20 protein-coding genes and 1 pseudogene are annotated in these 22547 nt (G+C 69.4%); 11 read left to right on the forward strand and 10 right to left on the reverse strand.

The window, feature by feature from the left end; translation table 11 throughout:
• Nucleotides 1–155: 155 nt before the first annotated feature.
• Complete coding sequence (locus ACIPJI_RS21910; RefSeq protein WP_402248157.1) at nt 156–1511, reverse strand: cytochrome P450; 1356 nt, start codon at nt 1509–1511, stop codon at nt 156–158.
• A 358-nt stretch (nt 1512–1869) separates the two neighbouring features.
• On the opposite strand from ACIPJI_RS21910, the gene ACIPJI_RS21915 reads away from it, so the two are divergent.
• The 9 genes from ACIPJI_RS21915 to ACIPJI_RS21955 all read left to right on the forward strand — a co-directional run bounded on the left by ACIPJI_RS21915 (nt 1870) and on the right by ACIPJI_RS21955 (nt 9861).
• Entirely contained in the window at nt 1870–3285 is a 1416-nt protein-coding gene (locus ACIPJI_RS21915; protein WP_356619798.1) for a cytochrome P450, read from the forward strand.
• Nucleotides 3286–3401: 116 nt separating this feature from the next.
• Entirely contained in the window at nt 3402–4625 is a 1224-nt protein-coding gene (locus tag ACIPJI_RS21920) for a GDSL-type esterase/lipase family protein (protein ID WP_402248159.1), read from the forward strand.
• Between the two features lie 304 nt (nt 4626–4929).
• Nucleotides 4930–6204: a hypothetical protein gene (locus tag ACIPJI_RS21925; RefSeq protein WP_402248161.1), complete on the forward strand. Its 1275-nt coding sequence runs from the start codon at nt 4930–4932 to the stop codon at nt 6202–6204.
• A gap of 306 nt (nt 6205–6510) precedes the next feature.
• The gene (locus ACIPJI_RS21930; protein ID WP_356619804.1) at nt 6511–7002 is read left to right on the forward strand and encodes a hemerythrin domain-containing protein; all 492 of its coding nucleotides are present in this window, start codon (nt 6511–6513) and stop codon (nt 7000–7002) included.
• A gap of 169 nt (nt 7003–7171) precedes the next feature.
• Nucleotides 7172–7921, forward strand: a complete 750-nt coding sequence (locus tag ACIPJI_RS21935) for a restriction endonuclease (protein ID WP_402248164.1) — start codon at nt 7172–7174, stop codon at nt 7919–7921.
• A 59-nt stretch (nt 7922–7980) separates the two neighbouring features.
• Entirely contained in the window at nt 7981–8223 is a 243-nt protein-coding gene (locus tag ACIPJI_RS21940) for a DUF6411 family protein (RefSeq protein ID WP_307709432.1), read from the forward strand.
• A gap of 98 nt (nt 8224–8321) precedes the next feature.
• Nucleotides 8322–8858 (forward strand): VOC family protein, encoded by a 537-nt coding sequence (locus tag ACIPJI_RS21945; RefSeq protein WP_402248166.1) that lies wholly within the window; start codon nt 8322–8324, stop codon nt 8856–8858.
• The gene (locus ACIPJI_RS21950) at nt 8851–9654 is read left to right on the forward strand and encodes a MerR family transcriptional regulator (RefSeq protein ID WP_402248168.1); all 804 of its coding nucleotides are present in this window, start codon (nt 8851–8853) and stop codon (nt 9652–9654) included. The genes ACIPJI_RS21945 and ACIPJI_RS21950 overlap by 8 nt, the downstream gene beginning before the upstream one ends.
• Before the next feature lie 78 nt (nt 9655–9732).
• The gene (locus tag ACIPJI_RS21955; RefSeq protein ID WP_356620168.1) at nt 9733–9861 is read left to right on the forward strand and encodes a hypothetical protein; all 129 of its coding nucleotides are present in this window, start codon (nt 9733–9735) and stop codon (nt 9859–9861) included.
• 273 nt (nt 9862–10134) lie between these two features.
• On the opposite strand, the gene ACIPJI_RS21960 is transcribed toward ACIPJI_RS21955, so the two are convergent.
• On the reverse strand, nt 10135–11904 hold the full coding sequence (locus tag ACIPJI_RS21960) for a M14 family zinc carboxypeptidase (RefSeq protein WP_402248169.1): 1770 nt from the start codon (nt 11902–11904) through the stop codon (nt 10135–10137).
• Between the two features lie 1025 nt (nt 11905–12929).
• Complete coding sequence (locus ACIPJI_RS21965; RefSeq protein WP_402248171.1) at nt 12930–14126, reverse strand: S8 family peptidase; 1197 nt, start codon at nt 14124–14126, stop codon at nt 12930–12932.
• A gap of 251 nt (nt 14127–14377) precedes the next feature.
• Between ACIPJI_RS21965 and ACIPJI_RS21970 the strand changes: the two are divergent.
• Nucleotides 14378–14630: pseudogene (locus tag ACIPJI_RS21970) on the forward strand (amidohydrolase); the annotation flags it as partial.
• Nucleotides 14631–14738: 108 nt separating this feature from the next.
• Here ACIPJI_RS21970 and ACIPJI_RS21975 read toward each other — a convergent pair.
• From ACIPJI_RS21975 to ACIPJI_RS21985, 3 genes are all read right to left on the reverse strand, one after another.
• A complete protein-coding gene (locus ACIPJI_RS21975; RefSeq protein WP_402248173.1) occupies nt 14739–14882 on the reverse strand; it encodes a hypothetical protein in 144 nt (47 codons plus the stop codon).
• Between the two features lie 61 nt (nt 14883–14943).
• On the reverse strand, nt 14944–15171 hold the full coding sequence (locus ACIPJI_RS21980) for a hypothetical protein (protein ID WP_402248175.1): 228 nt from the start codon (nt 15169–15171) through the stop codon (nt 14944–14946).
• Nucleotides 15172–15586: 415 nt separating this feature from the next.
• Nucleotides 15587–15859 (reverse strand): hypothetical protein, encoded by a 273-nt coding sequence (locus ACIPJI_RS21985; protein WP_356619823.1) that lies wholly within the window; start codon nt 15857–15859, stop codon nt 15587–15589.
• Between the two features lie 292 nt (nt 15860–16151).
• Here ACIPJI_RS21985 and ACIPJI_RS21990 point away from each other — a divergent pair, with 292 nt between their 5' ends.
• On the forward strand, nt 16152–16274 hold the full coding sequence (locus tag ACIPJI_RS21990; RefSeq protein ID WP_402248177.1) for a hypothetical protein: 123 nt from the start codon (nt 16152–16154) through the stop codon (nt 16272–16274).
• Nucleotides 16275–16354: 80 nt separating this feature from the next.
• On the opposite strand, the gene ACIPJI_RS21995 is transcribed toward ACIPJI_RS21990, so the two are convergent.
• The 4 genes from ACIPJI_RS21995 to ACIPJI_RS22010 form a co-directional block, all read right to left on the reverse strand.
• On the reverse strand, nt 16355–18202 hold the full coding sequence (locus ACIPJI_RS21995) for a S8 family serine peptidase (RefSeq protein ID WP_402248179.1): 1848 nt from the start codon (nt 18200–18202) through the stop codon (nt 16355–16357).
• Between the two features lie 974 nt (nt 18203–19176).
• Nucleotides 19177–20727 carry an ABC transporter substrate-binding protein gene (locus ACIPJI_RS22000; protein WP_402248180.1) on the reverse strand — a complete coding sequence of 517 codons (1551 nt, stop codon included), beginning with the start codon at nt 20725–20727 and terminating at the stop codon, nt 19177–19179.
• A gap of 283 nt (nt 20728–21010) precedes the next feature.
• Entirely contained in the window at nt 21011–21178 is a 168-nt protein-coding gene (locus tag ACIPJI_RS22005) for a hypothetical protein (protein ID WP_402248181.1), read from the reverse strand.
• Between the two features lie 70 nt (nt 21179–21248).
• Nucleotides 21249–22445: a S8 family peptidase gene (locus ACIPJI_RS22010; protein WP_402248183.1), complete on the reverse strand. Its 1197-nt coding sequence runs from the start codon at nt 22443–22445 to the stop codon at nt 21249–21251.
• Nucleotides 22446–22547: the final 102 nt, after the last annotated feature.

The raw sequence follows: 22547 nt of genomic DNA on the forward strand, positions 1-22547 counted from the left end.
TGCCGGTGGCGGTGATGCACGAGCTGCTCGGGTGACTCGCGCGGCGGGCTCACCGCGAGGACGGCCGCCCGGCGACCCGAACGCGCCTTGCAGCGTAGACACTTGTGCGGTCGCCCGGCCGACGCGACGACCACCGCAGGCCGGCGGTCGCCCGGTCAGTCGCGGGGATTTACGGTCATGGGGATGCGGTCCGCGTGCACGACAGCGGAGGCGACCTCCTTGGGCGTGTGTCCGGGAGCGGGACTCAGCTTCCATCGCTGCAGGACGGTAGCGATGGCGATCGTCGCCTCGGTCCAGACGAATTGGTCCCCGATGCACTTGCGGTTGCCGGCGCCGAACGGGATGTACGCGTGACGGGCTACGGCCGCTCGTCGCTCGGGCAGCCACCGGTCGGGGTCGAACGACGCGGCATCGTCGTAGACGGCGGGGTCGCGGTGCAGGGCGTAGAGGCTGAACGCGACCTCGGTCCCGGCGGGGAGCCGGTGCCGGCCGAGTTGCACCGGCACGGTGGTCCGGCGCATCAGCAGGGTGACCCCGTGCAGCCGCAGCACCTCGTCGAGGACCCGGCGGATGCTCGTCAGCCGCGGGACGTCCGCGATCGTGACCGGCCCCTCCCCCACGACGGACCGGATCTCGGCGACGATCTGCTCCTCGATGTCGGGGCGGGCGACGAGCTCGTGGAACGCCCAGGCCAGAGCGGACGCGGTCGTCTCCGCGCCCGCGAACATCACGGTGCTCAGCTCGTCCCTGACCTCCGTGTCGGTCAGCCCCTGCCCGCTGTCCTCGTCCTGGGCGGCGAGCAACAGGGTCAGGAGGTCGGACCGGTCGGTCTGTCCGTCGCGGCGGGCCTGGGCCACCACCTCGTCGATCACGGAGCGCAGTTGGGTGGCGGCCCTGTCGAAGTCCCGGTTCGCCCGGATCGGGAGACGGTCGAGGAACTTGGGCGAGGCCGCCCGTATGAGGAGATTCTTCAGAAGTACGGGGAGGTTCTTGCGGACGGCTTCGACCGCCGGCATGCCCATCTCGGTCGAGAACATCGTGTCGGCGAGTGTCTCGATGGCGTACTCGGCCATCGCCTGCTGGATGTCGACCACACTGCCGGGCGCCCACGAGTCGGCCATGGCCTCCGCGTTGCGGCGCATGGTGTGGGAGTAACTGTGTATGCGCTCCTTCGAGAACATCGGCTGGACCATCCGCCTGTGTCGGCGATGCAGTTCGCCGTCGGCGTTCGCCAGGCCGTTGCCCGCGAGGGGACGCAGCCGGTCGAAGAACCTTCCCTTCTCGAAGCTGCGGGCCTGGGCCACGGTGATCTCATGGACGAGTTCGGGTGTGGTGGCCACATACACCGGCAGGCGTCCCAGGTCGACGCGGACCACGTCCCCGTGACCGCGGAGCGACTGCACAAACTTGAGCGGGTCGCGCCACAACGTGAGCGCATGCCCCAGAAGAGGTACTGCGCCAGGCGCGCGGGTGACGACCGATTCGGCTCTGTCCAGCTCTTCAACTGACATAAGGGGGTCCTCTCTTGCTCTCTGCGGTCGGCCGCCCAGGGGATGACCTGGCCTGATCTCACCATCCGGAGCGGATCCGCGCGAGGGTGCACGGTGAGGACAACTCCCCATGCGGCACCTGTGGTGTTATGTGATGTTGTGCTGACAGGGGGTCAAGAAGCGTATGCTGCGGACGCTTCCCGCTTCTCGATCCTCCGAAGAGGACGCCTCACGCGGATGCAGCGCACCGCCTCGGTGCCACAGCGACGCGCGTACCGAGAGGCCGCCGCTCGCCAGGACGCGGAGGGGTCCCACTCACGGGTTGAAAGGGCGGTTGGGGCATCACGTTGACCGCAAGCAGTCGCCCTCGGAGGGCCTCGTGACCATCCCGTATGCAGACGGCACCGGAACGCCTGCCACCGTCCCGCCACCTCAGTGTCCCGCGCACGCCCACGGCCTGGGCGGACGGCAGCGCCTGTACGGGCCCGAGGCGGACGCACCGTACGCCCTCTACGAGAGAATGCGCCGCGAGCACGGCCAAGTGGCGCCGGTGCTGCTCCCCGGTGACGTCCCGGCGTGGTTCGTCCTCGGGCACAGGGAGAACCTCGACGTCATGCGCAGCCCGTCGCTGTGGTCGTGCGACTCCCGTATCTGGAACGTGCAGCTGTCGGCCGACTCGCCGCTCCTGCCGATCACGGCCTGGCAGCCGCTGCTCGTCTTCGCGGACGACCCGGAACACGCCCGTCTGCGAGCAGCGGTGACGGAGAGTCTGGGCAAGTTCAACCGCCACGGGATTCGCCGCTACGTCGTTCGGCACACCCAGGAACTGGTCGACTCGTTCTCCCACACCGGGCGGGCGGACCTCGTGACCGATTTCGCGGAGAAGCTGTCGGTCCTGGTCCTCGCGCGCCAGATGGGCGTGAGTGACGAGGACGCGCTCCCCCTCGGTGCGGCCGTCCGCAACATGGTCAAGGGCACAGAGACAGCGCTCGAGAGCAACCAGTACGTCGTCTCGGTCATGACCGACCTGGTGGAGCGGAAGAAGACCGCTCCCGGCGACGACCTCGCGAGCTGGCTCCTGGCCCATGAGTCGAAGCTCAGCGACCAGGAGGTGATGGAGCACCTGCGCCACGCCATCGTGGCCGCACACGAGAACACGACCAACCTGATGGCGAACACGCTGCGGACGGTCATGACCGACCGCCGCTTCCGCGCGAGCCTCTCCGGTGGGTCCCTGACCCTGCCGGACGCCCTCGACCAGGTCATGTGGGACGCCCCGCCCATGTCGGTCGGCGCCTTCCGGTGGGCCCGACGGGACACCAAACTGGGTGATCAGATCATCCGGGCGGGCGACATGGTCATGCTCGGCCTGGCGGCCGGCAACGTCGATCCGGAGATCCGGCCCGACCTGAAGGCCCCCGTGCACGGCAACCGTTCGCATCTGGCGTTCAGCGCCGGTCCGCACGAGTGCCCCGGCCAGGACATCGGCCGGGCCATCGCCGACACCGGCATCGACACACTGCTCGCACGGCTCCCCGACATCGAACTCGCCGTGTCGGAGGCGGAGCTGGACTTCACCTCTTCGCTCGTCTCCACCCGGCTGAACAGCCTGCCCGCACGCTTCACCCCGCGCCGCCGTGGGGCCGTGGAGGCACCGGAAGCGAGCGCGCCGACCAAGGCGCAGCCGCTGCCGACGGCCGTCGCGCCGGCCCGGCCGCCGGTTCCGGCGGCGGCCGATGTCGCGCCGGCGCGTGCCTCCTGGTGGCAGCGTCTCCTCGGGATCCGCGCGCGGTGACGCCCCGGGGCCCGAACCCGGGGTTCGGGCCCGTCACGGGGCCGGGGCAGGGGTTTGACCGGGCGGCACGGCAATAAGGATGTGCGGATCCGGATTCCGGTTGACACGCTGAGGTCATGAACCACCAGCCCGATCCCCGCCCCTCCGCCCCCACCACGTCCCGTCCGACGCAGTGGGTCACCACGCCCGTCACGGCGGACCTCCTGCGCGGTGCGCTCGATCTGGAGCGCACCGAGCAGGGTCTGCTGCCGCACCGGTTGCCCGCCCGGGCCCGGGCGCAGTTCCCCGACGGGCAGGTGGCCATGGCGGAGTCCCAGCCTTCCGGCGTACGGGTGGTGTTCCGTACCCGGGCCACCGCCGTCGAGCTGGACACCCTCCGCACCAAGGTGGCCTACGAGGGTGCTCCGCCCCGCCCCGATGGCGTGTACGACCTGCTCGTCGACCGCAAGCTCGCCGGGCGTGCCACTGTCCCCGGCGGCAACGTCCTGATGACGGACATGGCCACCGGGTCGGTGGAGAGCCGGCCCGGCCCGGTCGGCACCGTCCGCTTCACGGGACTGCCGGACCGGGTGAAGGACGTCGAGATCTGGCTGCCGTACAACGAGATCACCCTGCTGGTGGCCCTGCGCACCGACGCCCCCGTCGAGCCCGTTCCCGACGGGGGCCGCAGGGTGTGGCTGCACCACGGCAGTTCGATCAGTCACGGCTCCGACGCCGAGAGCCCGACGACGACCTGGCCGGCACTGGCCGCCCTGCGCGGCGGCGTGGAGCTGATCAACCTCGGCCTGGGCGGCAGCGCCCTGCTCGACCCGTTCACCGCCCGGGCCATGCGGGACACTCCGGCGGACCTGATCAGCGTCAAGATCGGCATCAACCTGGTCAACACGGACCTGATGCGTCTGCGTGCCTTCACCCCCGCGGTGCACGGCTTCCTCGACACGATCCGCGAGGGGCATCCCACGACGCCGCTGCTGGTCGTGTCGCCCGTGTACTGCCCCATCCACGAGGACACGCCCGGCCCCAGCCTCCCCGACCTCAGCGACCTCGGCGCCGGGAAGCTGCGGCTCCTGGCGGCGGGCGACCCGGCGGAGCGCGCCGCGGGGAAGCTGACGCTCAACGTCATCCGTGCGGAACTGGCCCGCATCGTGAAACAGCGGGCGGCCGACGACCCGCACCTGCACCACCTCGACGGCCGCGACCTCTACGGCGAGGCGGACTTCGCCGACCTGCCGCTGCCGGACCAGCTCCATCCGGACGCCGCGACACATCGGCGCATGGGCGAACGCTTCGCCGAACTGGCCTTCCGCGACGGAGGACCGTTCGGCGCCGGCGCTTCATGAACGCCGGCGCCGGGCGGTTCCTGAAGTCCACCGCCGAGGGCGGCTGAACGCCTGCGGCGAGGACCGGTCGGAGGCGGGAGCGACCAGGGACATGGATCCGCAGGTCCCTGGTCGCCCTGCCCTCGTCGCCGAGCGGAGCGGCAGGCCGTCGAGCTCTGGCCGTCGCTGCCAACTGCCCTACCGACTCACGCGGTTGACTCCCGCGGTTCGCTCGCCGTCCGGGCCACGCCGAACCCCTAGCGACCCGTATCCTGAGCCCCACCCGCAATGATCAACGGCTTCCCGTATCGGAGGCGTCACCGCCATGACCACGGATCTCAGTTCCGTCATCGGCGTCCGCCAGACCCTCGTCGTCATCGTGCCGGTACGGCTCACCGCCCGTCCCCTGTGGCAGGTCGGGCCCATACCCTTCGGCCTGGGCAGCCGTCGCACCGACGCCGCCACCCGGGAGACGTACTTCATGCCGGCCGCCGCGCGCGCCCTGTACGGGACCCCGGAGCGGCCCTGCCGCTGGCACCGGTTCATGGACGTACGGCACGAGGCGCTGCGTCTGAAGGGCATCGAGCTGCTGCGCATCGCCACCGCCCGGCATCCGGACCATGCGCTCGCCGTCCTCCACTTGGACGTGGAGGGCCCTGCCCTGCTGGAGACGTTGCGCGCGATCGGTCGCCGCGACGCCGCCGTACCGGATCCGCTCGACGGGCCGCTGTCCCCCGCCGCCCTGCTCGACGGCATCGCGACACCGCGCGGAGCTTCCGCGCCCTTCGCGATCGCCCGCCCGTACACGGTCGCCTTCCTGACACCCGACGCTCACCACACGTCCGCGCTGCGGGACGGCGAGGGCCGGCTGCCGGAGAGCGCCGACCGGTGGCTGTGGTCGCTCGCCTCGCGGTCGACGGCCGCCGACTTCCCCACCCCGCTCGAGGAGTGGCCCCGGCGTACCGAGCACGCGCTGCGGATATCCGCCGACTGGAGCGCCCTGGTGCTGCGTCACGGCGCGGCGTTCCTCGGCCACCGGGCCGACCCGGGCGGCGGCGACTTCTACGCCTTCGCCGAGTTGCACTCACGCACCGTCTACCTCGACGCCCTGCTCCTCGGCACCATCCAGCGCGACCACATCGACGAGCTCACCGACGGCCTGTCCGGCGTCTTCGACGGGCCCAAGCTGGCCCGCCGGGTGTCCGCCCTGGAACGGCACATCGCCACGTTCCGCAGTACCTACTGGCGTCAGCACCTCACCGCCCACGGCCCCGCCAATGAACTGCTGCTGACCTTCCAGGCCCAGCACCGGCTGCCGGTCAGGTTCGACGAGATCCTCGCCGAGGCGGCCGACTACGCCCGGCTGGTGCAGACCCAGGAGAGCCAGCAGATCGCCGGCGCGCTCGGCGTCCTGACGATCCTGGGCCTGCCCCTCGGCACGGCCCTGAGCATCCTCCAGGTGCTGGGCGCCAAGGGACTCACCGCACTCGCCGTCGCCCTGCTCGGCGCCCTTGCGGCGACAGCCTTGGTCCTCACCACCCGCTACGGACGCCTGGTCCTGTCCTCGCTGCGGGGCCAAAGTACGCGCGGCGACCGCTGAGGGACGGGGACGACCGCGCGGGCGCGCCTTTCGCCGGTCCCGGTGGGGCACCCGTATCGCCTCCGTCACGGCGGTGGAGCGGGGGCCGATGCGGCCCCGTCCGCGATGCTGACGCGCCAGGTCGGTGATCAGGGGCGGCGGGGCGGACGGTCGAGCCGGTCGCGGCCCGCGACCAGGCGCCGGGCCGGTTCAGGGGCCGGTTCCCGCACTTCGTGAGGTCGGGGCCCGCTGACCCGGCAGGCACGTCTGACGTGCGCGGAAGCGGGTATGCGAGCGGCGACCACCCCACCGGATCGAGGAGCCGATATGTCGTCAGCGACCACCGATGTCATCGAGCTCATTCTGCGGGACCACCGCAAAATGGAGGAGCTCTTCCGCACCCTGCGCAACGCCGAGGCCGATCGCGCCGCCGCTCTGCGTGAGTTCTCCGCCCTTCTCGTCGCCCACTCGGAGGCCGAGGAGGACGAGGTCTATCCCGCGCTGCGGCGCTACAAGAACGTGGACGGCGACGATGTCGAGCACGGCGTCCATGAGCACGAGGAGGCCAACGAGGCTCTGCTCGCACTGCTCGAGGTGAAGGACACCATGTCCGAGGAGTGGGAGGAGAAGCTCGAAGCGCTCGTCGAGGCGGTCAACCACCACGTCGACGAGGAGGAGCGGACGCTGCTCAACGACACGCGCGAGAACGTCGCCGCCGACCGCCGGGCCGAGCTGGGAAAGGCCTTCCGTGAGGCTCGTGCCAAGCACCTCGACGCCGACTGCGGCAGCGTCGACCATGTACGCGAACTGGTCGGCTGACGTGCCGGGCCCGGTGGCTCGTACCACCGGGCCCGGCCGGTGAAAGCCGGCAGGCGGGGCATACGGCCTGCATGAGTGATCTTGTTGCAGCCGCCGAGGGCGGTGACCGTCGCATATGACCGTTCACTTCGGGAGCCCGGGACGCGAGAAGAGGAAACCGGCCTTCAGTATGCGGCAGTTGGTTCTCTTCTTCGGACTCGTCGCCATCGTTCTGTGCGCCGTCGGGCTCACGCTGAAGCTCATCGTCAGAGCGGCCGAGGAGCGGCCCGCGACGGCGGTGACCGTGGCGGCCGTCCTCTGCCTGGTGGCTGCCGGGCTGCGCAGCGCCCGCCGTCGCCGGGCGGCCGGGCGGCTCGCCGCCGGCCTCTCGGAACTGACGCACCACGCCGCCGCCACGAGCGCGGCGGAACAGATACGGACACCTGCCCTGGTGCCCGAAGGTGAAGAGGCGCCGGGGACCTTCGAGGCGGACGACCTCGCGGCCATGGACCCCGCCGACTTCGAACAGGCCGTCGCCGCGCTGTGCGAACGCGACGGCTGCCGGGACGTCCAGGTCGTCGGAGGGGCGGGCGATCTCGGCGCCGACGTGATCGCCACCACGCCCGACGGCAGGCGTGTCGTCTTGCAGTGCAAGCGCTACGGCCCGATGAACAAGGTCGGATCCCAGGAAGTGCAGCGATTCGGCGGCACCTGTTTCGCCGTGCATGAGGCGAGTGTGGCGGCCGTCGTGACCACGGGCGAGTTCACACAGCCTGCGGCCGAGTACGCCGAACAGTGCGGGATCCGATGCTTCGACCACCAGAGCCTCGTCGCCTGGACCGACGGCAGCGGGCCGGCCCCGTGGGAGGCAGAACCGCCTTCGACGTCCGCCGTCCCCGACACCGGACAGGAGGCCGACGAGACCATCGCCGGCAACTGAACGCGTGCCGAGCCCTGCCGGGGGCAAACGGCAGAAGAACCACAACCCTTGGAGTTCCCATGATGATCGCCGGAATCATTGCAGTATGTGTCGTCCTCGCCGTGCTGGCGTTCCTCCTGCCGCGTCTGTCGCGCCACCCCGAACGCGGTACGCAACGCACCCTCGGCCTGGGATCCCGTGCGGGCAGCAAGGCCCCCGGCTTCCTGGGGCGCATATTCAGCAAACCGTTCCGTAGCGGCTCCCGCGCCGTGAGCCGCAGCGGCTCCGCGGGCCGCCGCACCCGCGGCCGCATGCCGTTCTAGGCGTACCCGGCCACAACGGTGGTCGCATCGCCGGGGTAGGGAGAGATTCACGGAACCGGCTTGACCCTCACGTTGCGTGAGGCTGGAGGGTGGGGTGCATGAGCGACCACTTCAATGCGTTCGAGATGAGTCCCGTGCCCGCTCCCGGCCCGGACGCGGTCCCGCCGGAGCTGTTCCGTGGCATCTACGGAATGCCCGCGTTCGCGACGATCCCCACGAGTGACCTGGCGGAGTCGGTGGACTTCTGGGTCCGGGGCCTCGGCTTCTTCGAGCTGTTCAGCATCCCTGGCAGGCTTGTGCATCTGCGCCGGTGGGCGTTCCAGGACGTACTCCTCGTCCCGGCGACGAGCGTTCCGGAGCAGACACCGGCGATGAGTCTCAGTTTCGCTTGCGTGCTCAGCCAGGTCGATTCCCTTGTCGAGGCCTGTCGTGCGGTGCGCCCGGACTCGGTCGACGGTCCACGGGACACTCCCTGGAACACCCGCGATGTGGCGGTGACCACCCCTGAGAACGCACGGATCGTCTTCACCGCGGCGAAGCCCTTCGATCCGGCCAGTCAGGAGGCGCGGAACCTTGCAGCCGTCGGGATCACCCCACCGGACGTCGCTCGCGGCGACAATGAGGACCATGTCTGATGCCACTGAGGCCGAGGGCCTGACCGTCGGTCAGGCCTCGGCGCGTCTCGGCGTGACAGTCCGCGCGCTGCACCACTGGGACGACATCGGTCTGGCGCGACCGTCGCTGCGCACGGCTGCCGGATACCGGCTCTACACCGCCGGTGATCTGGAACGCCTGCACCGCATCGTCGTCTACCGTGAGCTCGGCCTCGGCCTGGACAGGATCCGTGCCGTCCTGGACGACTCGACCGCAGACGTGCCCGACGCGTTGCGCGCGCAGCGCAAACAGGTCACCGAACGGATCGACCGCCTCCAGCAGCTCGGCGCCGGACTGGACCGGATGATCGACGCCCATGAGCACGGCCTGCTGCTGACCGTCGAGCAGCAGGCCGCGATCCTCGGCCCCCGGTGGAACCCGGACTGGCCCGCTCAAGCCCGTCAGCGCTACGGAGCCACGACGCAATGGCAGCAGTACGCCGAACGCTCAGCCGCTCGCGGCCCGGAGGAATGGCAGACCGTCGCCGACGAAGTTGCCGACTTCGACCGCGCCCTCGGGGATGCCATGGACGCCGGCGTCGAACCCGGCAGCCCGGAAGCGAATCAACTCGTCGAACGGCACCGCGACGTCTTCGCTTCGTACTTTCCCCTCACCGGGCAGATGCAGGTCTGTCTCGCCCGCATGTATGAGGCCGATCCGGGTTTCGCCGCCCATTACGACGGCATCCGCGCCGGCCTTGCCACGTGGTTCCGTCGCACCGTCGACGCCGCCGCGCGCGCCCACGGCATCGACCCCGACACCGCGACCTGGCAGTAGAGCGCGGGGCCGGAAGCCTGCAGCCATGGGGGTCTCGGCGCTGCGTGAAGCGCCGGCTCGACCGCTACGCGACAGAAGGTGACGCAGGACTACAAGGCCCGGCACAGGGTCGAGTGCGGCATCGACCGGTTGAAGCGGAACCGGGCGGTGGCCACCCGGTTCGACAAGCTCTCGGTGCGCTCTGTCCGCTCGTCGTTCGATGTGTAGGGCCGCAGGTAGGCCCATTCGTCGAGCAGGATTCGGTGGAAGGGTTCGACCGACCCAGGCTTGCTCCGGTGCTTCAGCCGTGGTCCAGGTGCCGGCATTGCTCGGCGGTCACGCGACGGGAGGGTGGCCTCCGCCGCTGCAACCGTACTGCCGTGCAGTCGGTTCGCAACGCCGTCAGTGTCGATGTCGATGTCGATGGCAGCTGGGCCCCCGAGTCGTGGTTCTCCGGGGGCCCAGCCGCGTTGGGTCCTCCCCTCGGCGTCGAGGCTTCGGTCAGAGAGTGAGGGTCCAGACGTCGAGTGTGCCGGTGTCCTGAGCGGCGGTGTCCTGGACCCTGAGCTCCCAGGTGCCGTTGCGGGTCTCGGCGGAGAGGTTCGCGGTGTACGTCTGGTCGATGTCGGGGGCGCCGTCGCTTGCCGACGCGTTCTTCAGCCGGTAGGCCGTGCCGTCAGGAGCCACCAGGTCCAGCGTCAGATCGCCGCGGTAGGTGTGGTCGATGTGGACCTCGGCCGTGCTGGTGGCGGAGGCGGTTCCGGTACAGCCGGTGATGCCGATGCTGCTGGTGACCGCGCTCCCGGCGTCGGGGATCGCGACATCGGTCCCGTTGGTTCCGTGGCAGCCGGCCGGGGCGGGTGTCGTGCCGCTCCCGTAGGGGTTGCCCGCCTTGTCCGCCGCGTAGGTCAGCATGGGCCTGACCTGGTTCCAGAAGGTGTTCTGGCAGGAGTACGCCGGGTGGAAGCCGCCGCAGGTGCCGCTGCTCGGCCCGACCTCCCAGGTGAAGCTGGGGACCCCGAGCTGGTCGTAGGCCCAGTCGTCGTGGCTGCCGCTGGCGTCGTAGAGGATCTCGCCGGGTTGGCCGTACTGCCATCCGCCGGCCAGTCGGGCCATCTCCTTGCCCATGGTGCGCAGCGCGGCGTCGTTGCCGCTCGCCGCGTCGCTGTCGAAGCCCCAGGGGAACAGGACCATGTTGGAGTAGCTGTGCAGGGTGACGAACATGCCCTTGGTGTCGGCCGCGGCGGCCGCCGTGTCACCCGCGGCGCGGGTGTCGGGGAACAGCTTGCGGTACAGGGCCTGGAGTGCCTTGTTCTCGGTCTCGGAGTCCGCCGACGGGCCCTTGAAGAGCTGGTCGCAGGGGTGGGAGCTGGTGCTCGCGCCACCCCAGTGGCTGCTGTTGTTGCGGTTGAGGTCGATGCCGCTGCCGGAGTTGGGGCCCTCGGTGCAGGTGGTCGTGGAGTGGGTGTGGTTGGCGTTCTTGCGGTGCCACTGCTGGCCCGTGGGCCCTCCCATGAAACCCTGTTGGACCATGTCCACACCGTCCGGGTTGCCGATCGGCACGACCCATATCTCGCGGGTGTCCAGTATCTTCGTGGCCGTGGCGTCGGTGCCGTAGCCGTCGGTGAGGTAGTCGATCCAGCGGTACGCCATCTCGCCGGTGCTCAGTTCGCGGGCGTGGACCTGCGCCTGGACGAGGAATCGCGGTTTTGTGGAGTTGGGCGTCAGCTGGCAGCTGCCGCTTGACTTCTTGGTGAGGCAGATGGCCTTGAGGTCGTAACCACCGGATCGGCCGGTGGACTTGCGCCAGGAGTCGCCGATGTCGACGACGGTGGCGAGCGACGCGTGGTCGGTCGCGACTTGGTCGAGGTGGGCGTACTGGGCGTTCACGGTGCGGTAGCCGCCGTAGTACGTCTCCTCTGCGACCGCTGCGGTGAGCGCGGGGGCCTGGCCGCTGCGCTTGGGCGGCTCCCAGGCGGCGGGCTTCAGTTTCTGCTCCACCTTGGGACGCAGGCCGGCGGCCTTGAGGTGCGTGGCGGTGGCCGCGTCGCCGAGGACGAACAGGTCGTCGCCGTCGCGGTCCTCGATCAGGTCGAACCCGGCGAGCCGGTTCTGCGGCAGGTGGGCGCCGCCGGGGATGCGGTAGACGTAGGCGCGGTCGTCGCCGGCCGTGCTCGGGCCGGCCGGTACTGCTATGCCGTAGCCGGTGCCCGCCGCGACGGCCGCCGCGGTCGCGGCCGTGACGAGCCAGTAGGTGAACTTCGCTTGCACAGGAACCTCATTCGCGTGGGGGTGGGCAATGCCGGACGGACGGGCGGGGCGGATCGCCTTGCACGTGGGGTCAGGGCAGAGGGAGCTCCACCGCGTGACACTGAACGCTGAACAGCGGTGGCGGGTCCTGGACAAGGATTGGCCCGCCTCCAATCCCCTGTAAATGCACGTGCGTTTCCGGTCCCGGACAATGTCCGATACAGCCGACCGGCGCTCAGACGGAGCAGTCGGCCCTCTCTGCACAAGCCGTGAACCGGCCGGGTCAGAGCCGGTCGGCCGGGTGCTGGCGCGTCATCCCGTACTAGTTGTGGTGTCCCGGCTCCAGCTCGAGACGCGCGAGGAGTCGTCGCGGTCGACGCCCCGCCGTACATCGGCGGTCAGAGCTACCCGAACGGCCTGGAACTGAGCCGGCTTGCGAACGATGTCGCCTACCGGTTCATCTACGCCCGCGAAGCACTGGCATCGCCCGAGCACATGGCGGCCCTGCACCGTTGCACCGAAGCCGGTGAACAGGCCAGGTTCCTGCCGGACGTCACCCTGAAGTTCTTCGTCGTCGACCGGACCACCGCGCTGCTGCCGGTCTCCTGCACCAGCAGCCGGACCCGAGCGTCCGGCTGCTGGTGCACGCGTCGGCACTCATCGACGTCCTCCTCTAACAGGGGTTCAGCAACAACGAGGCGTGCCGGATTGCCGGGATCAAAAAGAGCGGCGAGCCCGGAGTACAACGAAACTCGTGCCGCGCACCGCGGGCCGGCGTAGCCCCGCACGCCGCGCGCGGAAGCCCCGCCGGATCATCCGGCGGGGCTTCGTCGTCACACGGCCCCCTGCTGTGTAGCGATTCGGCCCGGGACCTCGCGCCATGCAGACCTGCGTACAGGCCAGTGGCTGCCATCTGGTCGGATGCCGCCCGCGCTGTCGTCGTCCTTCAGCCGCCGGTGCCGTGGTGGTTGAGCCTATGGCCTGTCCGGCCGGGGGGGCGGAAAACGGGGATCCCGGCCGGACAGGCTGTCGCAGGGGTCAGGGCATCACTGGCCGATGAAGCCGGTGTAGAGAAGGTTGTTGGGGGAACCGGCCCCGATACCGGTCAACTTGCCCTTGGTGGCGTTGTCCTTGAGGGCGGACTGCACCTGGGCGGGTGTGGCCGTCCGGTTGGCAGAGAGGTAGAGCGCGGCGGCGCCCGCCACGTGCGGGGCGGCCATCGAGGTGCCGTTCTTCGTCGCGGCGGCGATGTTGCTCGTGATGCCGGCCGAGACGATGTCGGAGCCGGGCGCGAAGATGTCGACGCAGGTACCGATGTTGGAGAAGCCCGACCTGCTGTCGGTACGGGTGCTGGAGCCGACGGTGATGGCCTCGGGCACCTTGGCGGGCGTGATGTTGCAGGCGTCGTAGCCGTAGTCGTTGCCGGCTGCGGCGACGTTGACGATGCCGGAGGCGACGGAGTTCTTCACGGCCGTCGCGACGGCGGAGCTGCCGGACTTGAAGCTCATGTTGGCGACGGCGGGCTTGACGGCATTGCGCGTGACCCAGTCGATGCCGGCCGCGATCGAGGTCGCGGTGGTGCCACCGGCGCAGTTGAAGACCTTGACCCCGACCAGTTTGACGCTCTTGGCCACACCGTAGGACGTGCCGCCGACCGTGCCGGCCACGTGAGTGCCATGCCCATGACAATCAGTGTTGTTGCTGTCGACGGTGTTCGTGCCCCAGGACGCGCGTCCGCCGAAGTCGCTGTGCGAGGTGCGGATGCCCGTGTCAATGACGTACGCGGTGACGCCCGTGCCGGTGTTGGGCGCCGTGTAGGCGCCGTTGAGCGGGAGGCTCCCCTGGTCGACACGGTCCAGCCCCCAGGAGGCGACCGCCTCGAGGGACGCTGTGCTGTCCTGCTCGACGTAGGCGACCGCCGGGTCGGCGGCGAGCCGCTTGGCCTGCTTCTCGGTCATCCTGACCGAGAATCCCTTGAGCGCGGAGCTGTAGGTGTGCCCGACCTTGCCGCCGTAGCGCTTGATGAGAGCGGCCTTGCGGCGCTCGACGCCCTGCGCCGTCGCGCCGTCCTCGAGGACGACGAGGTAGCTGTCCTTGACGGAGTTGTGCGCGCCGGCACCCAGGATGCTTCCCTCGGCGGCGTCCGCCGTCCCCGGCACGACCGCCAGCGCGGTGGCGGCCAGACCGACGACGAGCGCCGCCCCGAGTATCTTCCGTGCAGGCAGTGCGGTTCTCTGGTACATCGATGCTCCTTGTCCAGGCATGCCGTCCCCGTGGCCGGGTCGGCCACCGTGGGGGGTGACGGCAGGGGAAGCTCCGCCGCGCGACGGTGACGCTGATCGCCGCTGGCGGACTGGGACAAGGATTGGGGCATCGCCAACTGCCTGTAAATCATTGTGCACTTCCAGTACCGGACAATGTCCTGTTCAGCCGGTACGGGAGGGCTGAAGCGCGACAGAGGTCGCGCCGGAAGGGCGTTTCGACGGCCGGTACGGTCAACGGCTGGGCGGCGGCCGATGCGGCGCGGACGCTGGACTACGCGCACCCCGCGACGCTGTTCCCGGTGGCCGGCTATGGGCGGGCAGCCGTCGAGACGGGGCGCGGAAATTCAAGTCGCACCTGCCGGTCGGGGCGTACGACCCGGGTGACCCGCTGCTGGATCCCGTCCGAGGGCTGCTCGCGGAGCGGGCGTGCCGGTGGTGATGCACTGCGGTTCCGGTCCGGCGCCCGGCAAACACACCGTGCCCTGAGCAGCGGCTCAGTCGTTGGGGTCGCTGGTCCACCAGTCGGGGTCGGAGTCCCGGGCCTGGCAGGGCTCGGCACCGGTGGACCGGGGGAAGGGGCGAGGCGGCCGCTCACGACGTGGTTCCGATCGGGCGGACCACGTGCATGTCGCCGTCGCGGGCGGCATGGGTGTGGGCGCCGTCACCGAGCTCGGCGGCCAAGTGGGCGGCGATGCGGGTGTTGTCGTGCCTGCTGGCGGAGACGGTCTCCAGCACGGCGGCCGGGCGGCCGGCGCACTGAGGCAGGCGGTCACGCTCGGGCGGGGCGGGGCGGTGGTCATGACTTCCGCTCCCCCTGCGGCCGGACGTTGTTGATGGCCACGGTCGGCAGCAGCAGTTCGAACGGCTCCCAGGCCTTCAGCCGGTACATCTCCAGCACCTCGACCAACAGCTCGGCGCCTGTCGAGTGGTCGTTGTACGGGAGCAGTTCCGGGACGACGTTGGCGTGCTCGCCGTCGTCGGTGTCGTCGGCAGCCTGGCCGATGTCGACGAAGGCGACGAACACGCCGGTGCGGGTGCGCTCCAGGACGTACAGGCGCCGGGCGGGGGCCTCTTGAGGTCGACGTCGTCGCGGCGGACCCACATCTGGCGGGTGGCTGCGAGAACGGTGACATCGCCGACGTCGGCCGCGTCGGTGATCTGCTGGTAGGCGTCAGCGCGTGCAAACTGCTCGCGGTCGACGAGGTCCTGGACAGCGGCGGTGAGGTGGTCACCGAGGGCCTGGGCGCCGATGAGGTCGGTGAGGGACTTCAGGCAGCTCATGCGAGGGCCCCCTTCCGAGAGTTGCACGGCCGACCGGCGTGGGCCTCGACAGCTTCCAGCAGTCGCTGAAGGGCGGAGCCGCGCCGGGTGCTGCGGAGGTTCGACTGCGGTCGTACGGTCATGGGGATTTTTCCTTCTCCGCTGCCGCCCGGGGCCAGTCAGAGGACGATCTGCTTCTTTTCGGCGCGGTCCCAGCGGAGCTCCCAGTCGGGGCGCAGTCCGCGGGCGGACCAGTCGACGCGGCTGGTGCCGGCGGGGATCGGCTGGCCTGACATGGTGTGCAGTCGGGCGATCTCGCAGGCGCGCAGGGCGGCGGCGAGGGCTTCGCTGCTGTTCTCTGCCAGGCCGGTGAAGACGTGGACGCCTTTGCGGGTCCTGTCCTGCCGGTGCTCGATGGGGACGTCGATCTCCCAGACGGTGCGCGGGCTCATCACTCCTCGGCCTCCGGCTCGTAGACGCCGGTGAGGGTGGGCGGGGTGACGAGGTAACCGGTGGAGCTGTCCTCCTCCGTCTCGCCGCCTTCACTGGGGTAGAACACGGCCAGCTCCTCGATCGCATCGTCGTCGCCGAAGTCGGGTGAGAACAGCCCCGGCGGGAAGGCCTCTCGGGTGCGGAGGTCCTGGCGGTGGGCGCGGGCGGCATCGCGGTTGGTGTAGGGGCCCAGGGGCAGCTGGTCGTGCCGGCAGATCGTGCACGTTCAGCATCGACGTCTCACGCCGCCGCATGCCCTACGCGTATACGGACTTCAGCAGCACCGCGTCGGGGGCTGAAGGGATGGGCCTCGGGAACGACTGGCTGCGGGCCGTCTGCCACGACAACGGGGACGGGCTGCTCGTGGCCGGGTAGGCCGGGACATGGTGCAGGGGCCTGCCGAAGCCCTCCTCGACATCGGCAGGCCCCTGAGTCGGCCTGGAGGTGCGGACCTGTCAGAAGGTCAGGCTCCAGGAGTCGATGTAGCCGGCGTCACTGCTGTAGACGTCGGTGACCCGCAGCTTCCAGGTGCCGGCGGCGGCCGCGCCGGAGGCGTCGACGGTGTAGGTGGTGATGACGTTGGCCGCGCTGTCGCTGGAGCTGGCGGCCTTCAGCTGAGTGACGCTGCCGTTCGGGGCGACGAGCTCGATACGCAGGTCACCTCGGTAGGGGTGCTTGATGTCGACGGCGACCTTGAGGGCCGTCGGGGCGTTGCCGCTGATGCCCGTCACCGCGAGGGAGGAGGTGACCGGGGTGTTGGTGTCCGGGATATTCACGTTGACGGCGTTGGTGAACACGCTGCCGGTGGGCGGCTGAGGGTCGGTGCTGCCGGACGCGCCGAGCGTACGGGCCGCGTCGGCGAGGCCCGCGCCGCAACCGCCGGAGCAGGTGCCGGGCAGCGTACGGGCGTTGGTCTTGATCGCGGACTCGATCTGGGCGGGCGTCATCGACGGGCTCGCCTGGTTCAACAGCGCGGCGAGGCCGGCGATGTGCGGGGCGGCCATGCTGGTGCCCTGGTACGCCGCGTACGTCTCACTGCCGACGCTGCGGAGGCCGGTGTTCAGCGTGGACCAGATGCCGTTGGCCTGGACCGCGGTCTCGCCGCCGGGAGCGGTGACGTCGATGACGGTGCCGTAGTTGGAGTAGTAGGTGCGGTTGCCCTCGCGGTCGGAAGCGGCGACGCTGATCGCATTGTTGCAGCTCGCCGGGCTGAAGCCGGCCGCGTTCTTGTTGCTGTTGCCGGCCGCCACGACGACGGTCGTGCCGCGGCTCACCGCGCCGTTGATGGCGCTCTGGGTGCCGGCGTCGCAGGCGCCACCGCCGCCGAGGCTCATGTTGATGACGTCGGCGGGGTTCGGATTGTTCGGCACGCCTTGCACGGAACCGCCGGACGCCCAGGTGATGGCGTCGATGATGTCGGCGTCCGTGCCACCGCACCACCCGAGCACGCGGACGGGCTGGATGGTCGCGTTGTACGCGATACCGGCGATGCCCTTGCCGTTGCCGGTGGTGGCGGCGATGGTGCCGGCGACGTGGGTGCCGTGCCAGGAGTTGTTTCTGTCACTGTCGGGGACCGGCCGGCCGAACTCGTCGACGCCGCAGTCACCCTTGTTCATCCAGTCGCCGGTGTCGGCGGGGTTGCTGTCGCGGCCGCCGCCGTCGCGGGACATCAGTGGGTCGGAGATGAAGTCGTATCCACCGACCACGTTGGCGGCGAGGTCGGAGTGCGCGACGTAACCGGTGTCCAGGACGGCGACCTTGACACCGGTGCCGGTCGCCTTGTCCCAGGCGCCGGGGACGTTCATACCGGCGGCAGCCTCGAACAGGTCCCACTGGCGGTCGTAGTAGGTGTCGTTCGGCGTCACGGCTGTGGCGTACTTGCGGCGATCCGGGACGACGTACGCGACGTCCGGGTCGGCGCGGAAGGCGGCCATGACGTCGGCCGTGTCCTTCTTGTCGAGCTGGGCGCCGAGGTCGACCAGCGCGGCTCCGGTGCCCAGACGGCGCTGGAAGTCGAGGGACTCGCCGGCCTTCTCGCCCTTGGCCTTGGCGTCCTTGGCGGCGGCGTCGTTGGACTTGGCCTCCGTGGCCTTGGACTTGTAGCCGACGATGAGGCGCTCGACGGGCCCGTCGGTCGCCGGCGCCGTGGCGTCCGGTGCGGCAGGGGGCGCACCGGCTTCCAGGATGTTGGCCTCGGTGGCGTCCGCCGTGGCCGGCACGGCCGCCAGCACTGTGGCGGCCAGACCGGCGGCGAGCGCCGTCCCGAGTATCTTCCGTACAGGCAGTGCGGATCTCTGGTGCATTGATGCTCCTTGTCCAGGCATGCCGTCCCTGTGGCCGGGGGTGGCCACCGTGGGGTTTGACGGCAGGGGAAGCTCCGCCGCGCGACGGTGAGGGGTGAATCGCCGCGGCGGGATGGGGACAAGGATTGGCCCGCGATCAACTGCCTGTAAACAGTTATGCGTTTCGGATATCGGACAATGTCCTGTTCAGCACGGACGGGCAGGATGAACTGGGTCAATCACCACATGCTTCACGAACCGGTTGTGGTGCTTACCGAGTACCGGTTGTGGTGTGGCCGACCGGCATCACGGCTCAGGGATCCGCGTGCCGAAGCTCGGTCGCGCTCATCCCCCGGGAGCACGAGTGAGGACGCCAGTCGCAAGTCGACCCACTTGCCGACCTTCACCTGCGATCGCCAAGGCACTGCGTTGCGGCTGTGATCAACGACGCGGAGGGTGCCAGAGCCGCGGCGAATGCCTGAGCCGGGGTCTGCCGACTCAGTGTGTGCACGGTCGGCCGCTGCTCAATGACACGGAGATCGTCAGCGGTGCGCAGGGACAGTTCGTGCGCTTGGGCAGGTACCGCCGGATCGTCCCTCGCTCCCAGGGACTGCCGGGGCGCGCGAAGAAGATCCCGTCGGTGAAGTAGGGCGCACGTTCATGGTGGCGTGACATCTCGGAGCCCTGGTCCCAGGTGAGACTCCGCCGTGCCCGTTCCGGCAGCTGGCCGAGGGCGGCGATGAGGGCATCACGCAACTGGCCGGCCGAGTGCCCCTCCGGCAGCGGGACCAGACGGAGACAGCGGGTTCGTCGGTCGACGAGCTGGTGACGGCGGACTGGCTGCGGGCGCCCACGACGAGGTCGCCTTCCCAGTCGCCGAGACGCTCGCGCAGTTCGATGGCCGGTCGATGAGAACGACCGGTGCCACAATTCAGGCCTTTGACTGCAACAGCGTCGCCATACCCGCTCGTTCATCCCGTTTCATGATTGCGGGTTCAGAGCCATTTCAGCTCCCACAGGCGCCAGATTCCGTTCCCCTCGGCCAGGTGGTGGCCGCCGGTGACATTGGCACGAGTTACCACGTAGTTCTTCTTCTGCCAGAGGGGGACCAGGGGGACGTCCCGTGCGACGGTCTGCTGAATCGACCGGAACCGCTGGATGGTTTCCCCGCGATCGGCGTGTCGCTGTGTGTCCTGGATCGCCTTGTCGACCTCCGCCGATGCGTATCCGTTGTGAAGGATGTTACCTGTCCCCACCAATGGCTGCACGAAGTTGTCCGGGTCCGGGAAGTCGGGCGTCCATGCTGTAGTAAAGGCGTCGAAGTCGCCACGTTCGCACCGCTTTTGGTAAGTATTCCAGTCAGCTACTTCGACGAGTTCGACCTGGAACAGGCTGTTCTTCTCCAGTTGCTGCTTCAGTTCCCTTGCCTCCATGGCGGCGGGTCCGCTGTGGTGGCCGAGCGTGATGGGTACAGGAGTGGTGAGGCCGGCGGAACGAAGGCGCTGTGCCGCGTACTGGGGGTCCATCTCGGGGTATTCGTCGAAGAATGCGGTGTCGTGGCCGGTGACACCTTGGGGGACGAGGGAGTACAGCGGCGTCACTGTGTGGTGGAACACCTCGCTGGTCAGGCGTCCGCGGTCGACGAGGGCGGCGACGGCTCGGCGGGCTGCAACGTCTTTCAAGGGATTCCGTGGGGAGCGCAGGTTCATCGCGAGGTAGCGCGTGTATGCGCCCTCCCCGATGGACAGGCGCACATCCCGGTCGCCGGGTTCTATCTGCGCGAGGGTTGCGGACGGCAGTCCGCTGTGAGCGACGTCGATGGTTGTGGCTGTCCAGGCCGCCTCTACGTCTTTTACTGTCGGGTAGTAGCGGATGTGTATCGGTGTGCCTGTCCTCGCCACCGCCCCCTTGTATATGGGATTCGGTTCAAGGGTGATCTCCTTTCCCTCTCGATAGGAGGAGACCGTATACGGACCGGATCCGACTGCCCCTCCTTTCTCGCGTAGCTTGTCGAAGGGAAACTCGGCCGGATCGACGATCGAACCCGATGCTGTGGCGATCTTGTAAGGCCATGTGGCATCCGCTGTACCGAGGTGGAACGTCACAAGGGATTCCCGGGCCTCGACTGAGCGCAGATTCGCGAAGAGCGGTCTTGGACCTAGGGGGTGACGTATGCGCAGGATGCGTTCGAACGAATGCTTCACAGCTTCGGCGGTGACCGGATGTCCGTTGGAAAACTCCACATCGTTGCGGAGTTCGCACTGATAGGTCTTGAGCGCGGAGTCGGTGAATCTGCAGCTCTTGGCGACGTCAGGCCTGGGGGTGGGCGACCCTGCCTCGAAGGTGAGCAGGCTTTGGTAGACGTTGTTGTACAGAGCCAGGGATCCGCTGTCGTATGCCCCGGCCGGGTCGAGGTGTGTCAAGCTGCTGGCCGTCCCGATGACGATCGGCCGGCGTTGAACGTCCTGGGACGTCAGCAGTTGGTGACCCCCGATCAGCAGTAACGCGGCGGCCCCTGCTGCGGTGCCCAGGCGGTTCGACTTCATGTGTCTCGGTGTCCTTGTGTCAGGAGGCGCGGCGACGAGCGGTCGCTTCGGCGATCACGACCGCGGGCAGCCTGCCTCGCCGTTGGGGTGCCGGGTTGCTCCGCACGACTTCGAGGCCGACAGCAGACGCGGCGACCTGTGTGCCCGGAGGTGGACGGCACGAGCACCCGGACGGGCAGGTCTGTTGCCTGCCAGACGTGCGGGTGCGCCGCTGAAGGTGATGCCGCTGGAGAGTGGCGCCCGATTTGAGGGTGGCGGCAACATCCGCCCCGTTGGTGCCGTGTCAGTCGGCGGGGGTGGGTCTCGTGCCGCTCCCGTAGGAGTTTCCCGCCTTGTCGGCCGCGTAGGTGAGCATGGGCCTGACCTGGTTCCAGAAGGTGTTCCGGCAGGAGTACGCCGGGTGGAAGCCGCCGCAGGTGCCACTGCTCGGCCCGGTGGTGATCGGGCCCATGGCCTGTCCGGCCGGGGGGGGGCTGAAAACGGGGATACCGGCCGGACAGGCTGTCGCAGGGGTCAGGGCATCACTGGCCGATGAAGCCGGTGTAGAGAAGGTTGTTGGGCGATCCGGCTCCAATGCCGGTCAACTTGCCCTTGGTGGCGTTGTTCTTGAGGGCGGACTGCACCTGGGCGGGTGTGGCCGTCCGGTTGGCCGAGAGGTAGAGCGCGGCGGCCCCCGCCACGTGCGGGGCGGCCATCGACGTGCCGGACATCGTCGCGGAGGCGGTGTTGCTCGTGATGCCGGCCGAGACGATGGCGTCGCCGGGCGCGAAGATGTCGACGCAGGAACCGATGTTGGAGCCGATCCACCTGCTGTCGGTACGGGTGCTCGCACCAACGGTGATGGCCTCGGGCACCTTGGCGGGCGTGACGTAGCAGGCGTCGGAGCCGTAGTCGTTCCCGGCCGCGGCGACGTTGACGATGCCGGAGGCGACGGAGTTCTTCACGGCCGTCGCGACAGCCGGACTCGAGTACTCCAAGCTCATGTTGGCCACGGCGGGCTTCACGGCATTGCGCGCCACCCAGTCGATGCCGGCGGTGATGGTCGTCGAACTCAGGTCGCCGGCGCAGTTGGCGACCTTGACCCCGACCAGTTTGACGCCCTTGGCCACACCGTAGGCCGTGCCGCCGACCGTGCCGGCCACATGGGTGCCATGCCCATGGCAGTCGGTGTTGTTGCTGTCGATGGTGTTCGTGCCCCAGGACGCGCGTCCGCCGAAGTCGCTGTGCGAGGTGCGGATGCCCGAGTCGATGACATACGCGGTGACGCCCGCGCCGGTGTTGGGCGCCGTGTAGGCGCCGTTGAGCGGCAGGCTCCCCTGGTCGACACGGTCCAGCCCCCAGGAGGCGACCGCCTCGAGGGAACCCTTCATGTCCTGCTCGACGTAGGCGACCGCCGGGTCGGCGGCGAGCCGCTTGGCCTGCTTCTCGGTCATCCTGACCGAGAATCCCTTGAGCGCGGAGGTGTACGTGTGCCCGACCTTGCCGCCGTAGCGCTTGATGAGAGCGGCCTTGCGCTGCTCGACGCCCTGCGCCGTCGTATCGTCCTCGAGGACGACGATGTAGCTGTCCTTGACGGCGTTGTGCGCGCCGGCACCCAGGATGCTTCCCTCGGCGGCGTCCGCCGTCCCCGGCACGGCCGCCAGCGCGGTGGCGGCCAGACCTGCGGCGAGCGCCGCCCCGAGTATCTTCCGGACAGGCAGTGCGGTTCTGTCGTGCATCGATGCTCCTTGTCCAGGCATGCCGTCCCCGTGGCCGGGGGTGGCCACCGTGGGGGTGACGGCAGGGGAAGCTCCGCCGCGCGACGGTGGGGGTGATCGCCG

Origin of the sequence: Streptomyces sp. NPDC086835, from assembly GCF_044745705.1 — a bacterium.
Lineage (GTDB): Bacteria > Actinomycetota > Actinomycetes > Streptomycetales > Streptomycetaceae > Streptomyces.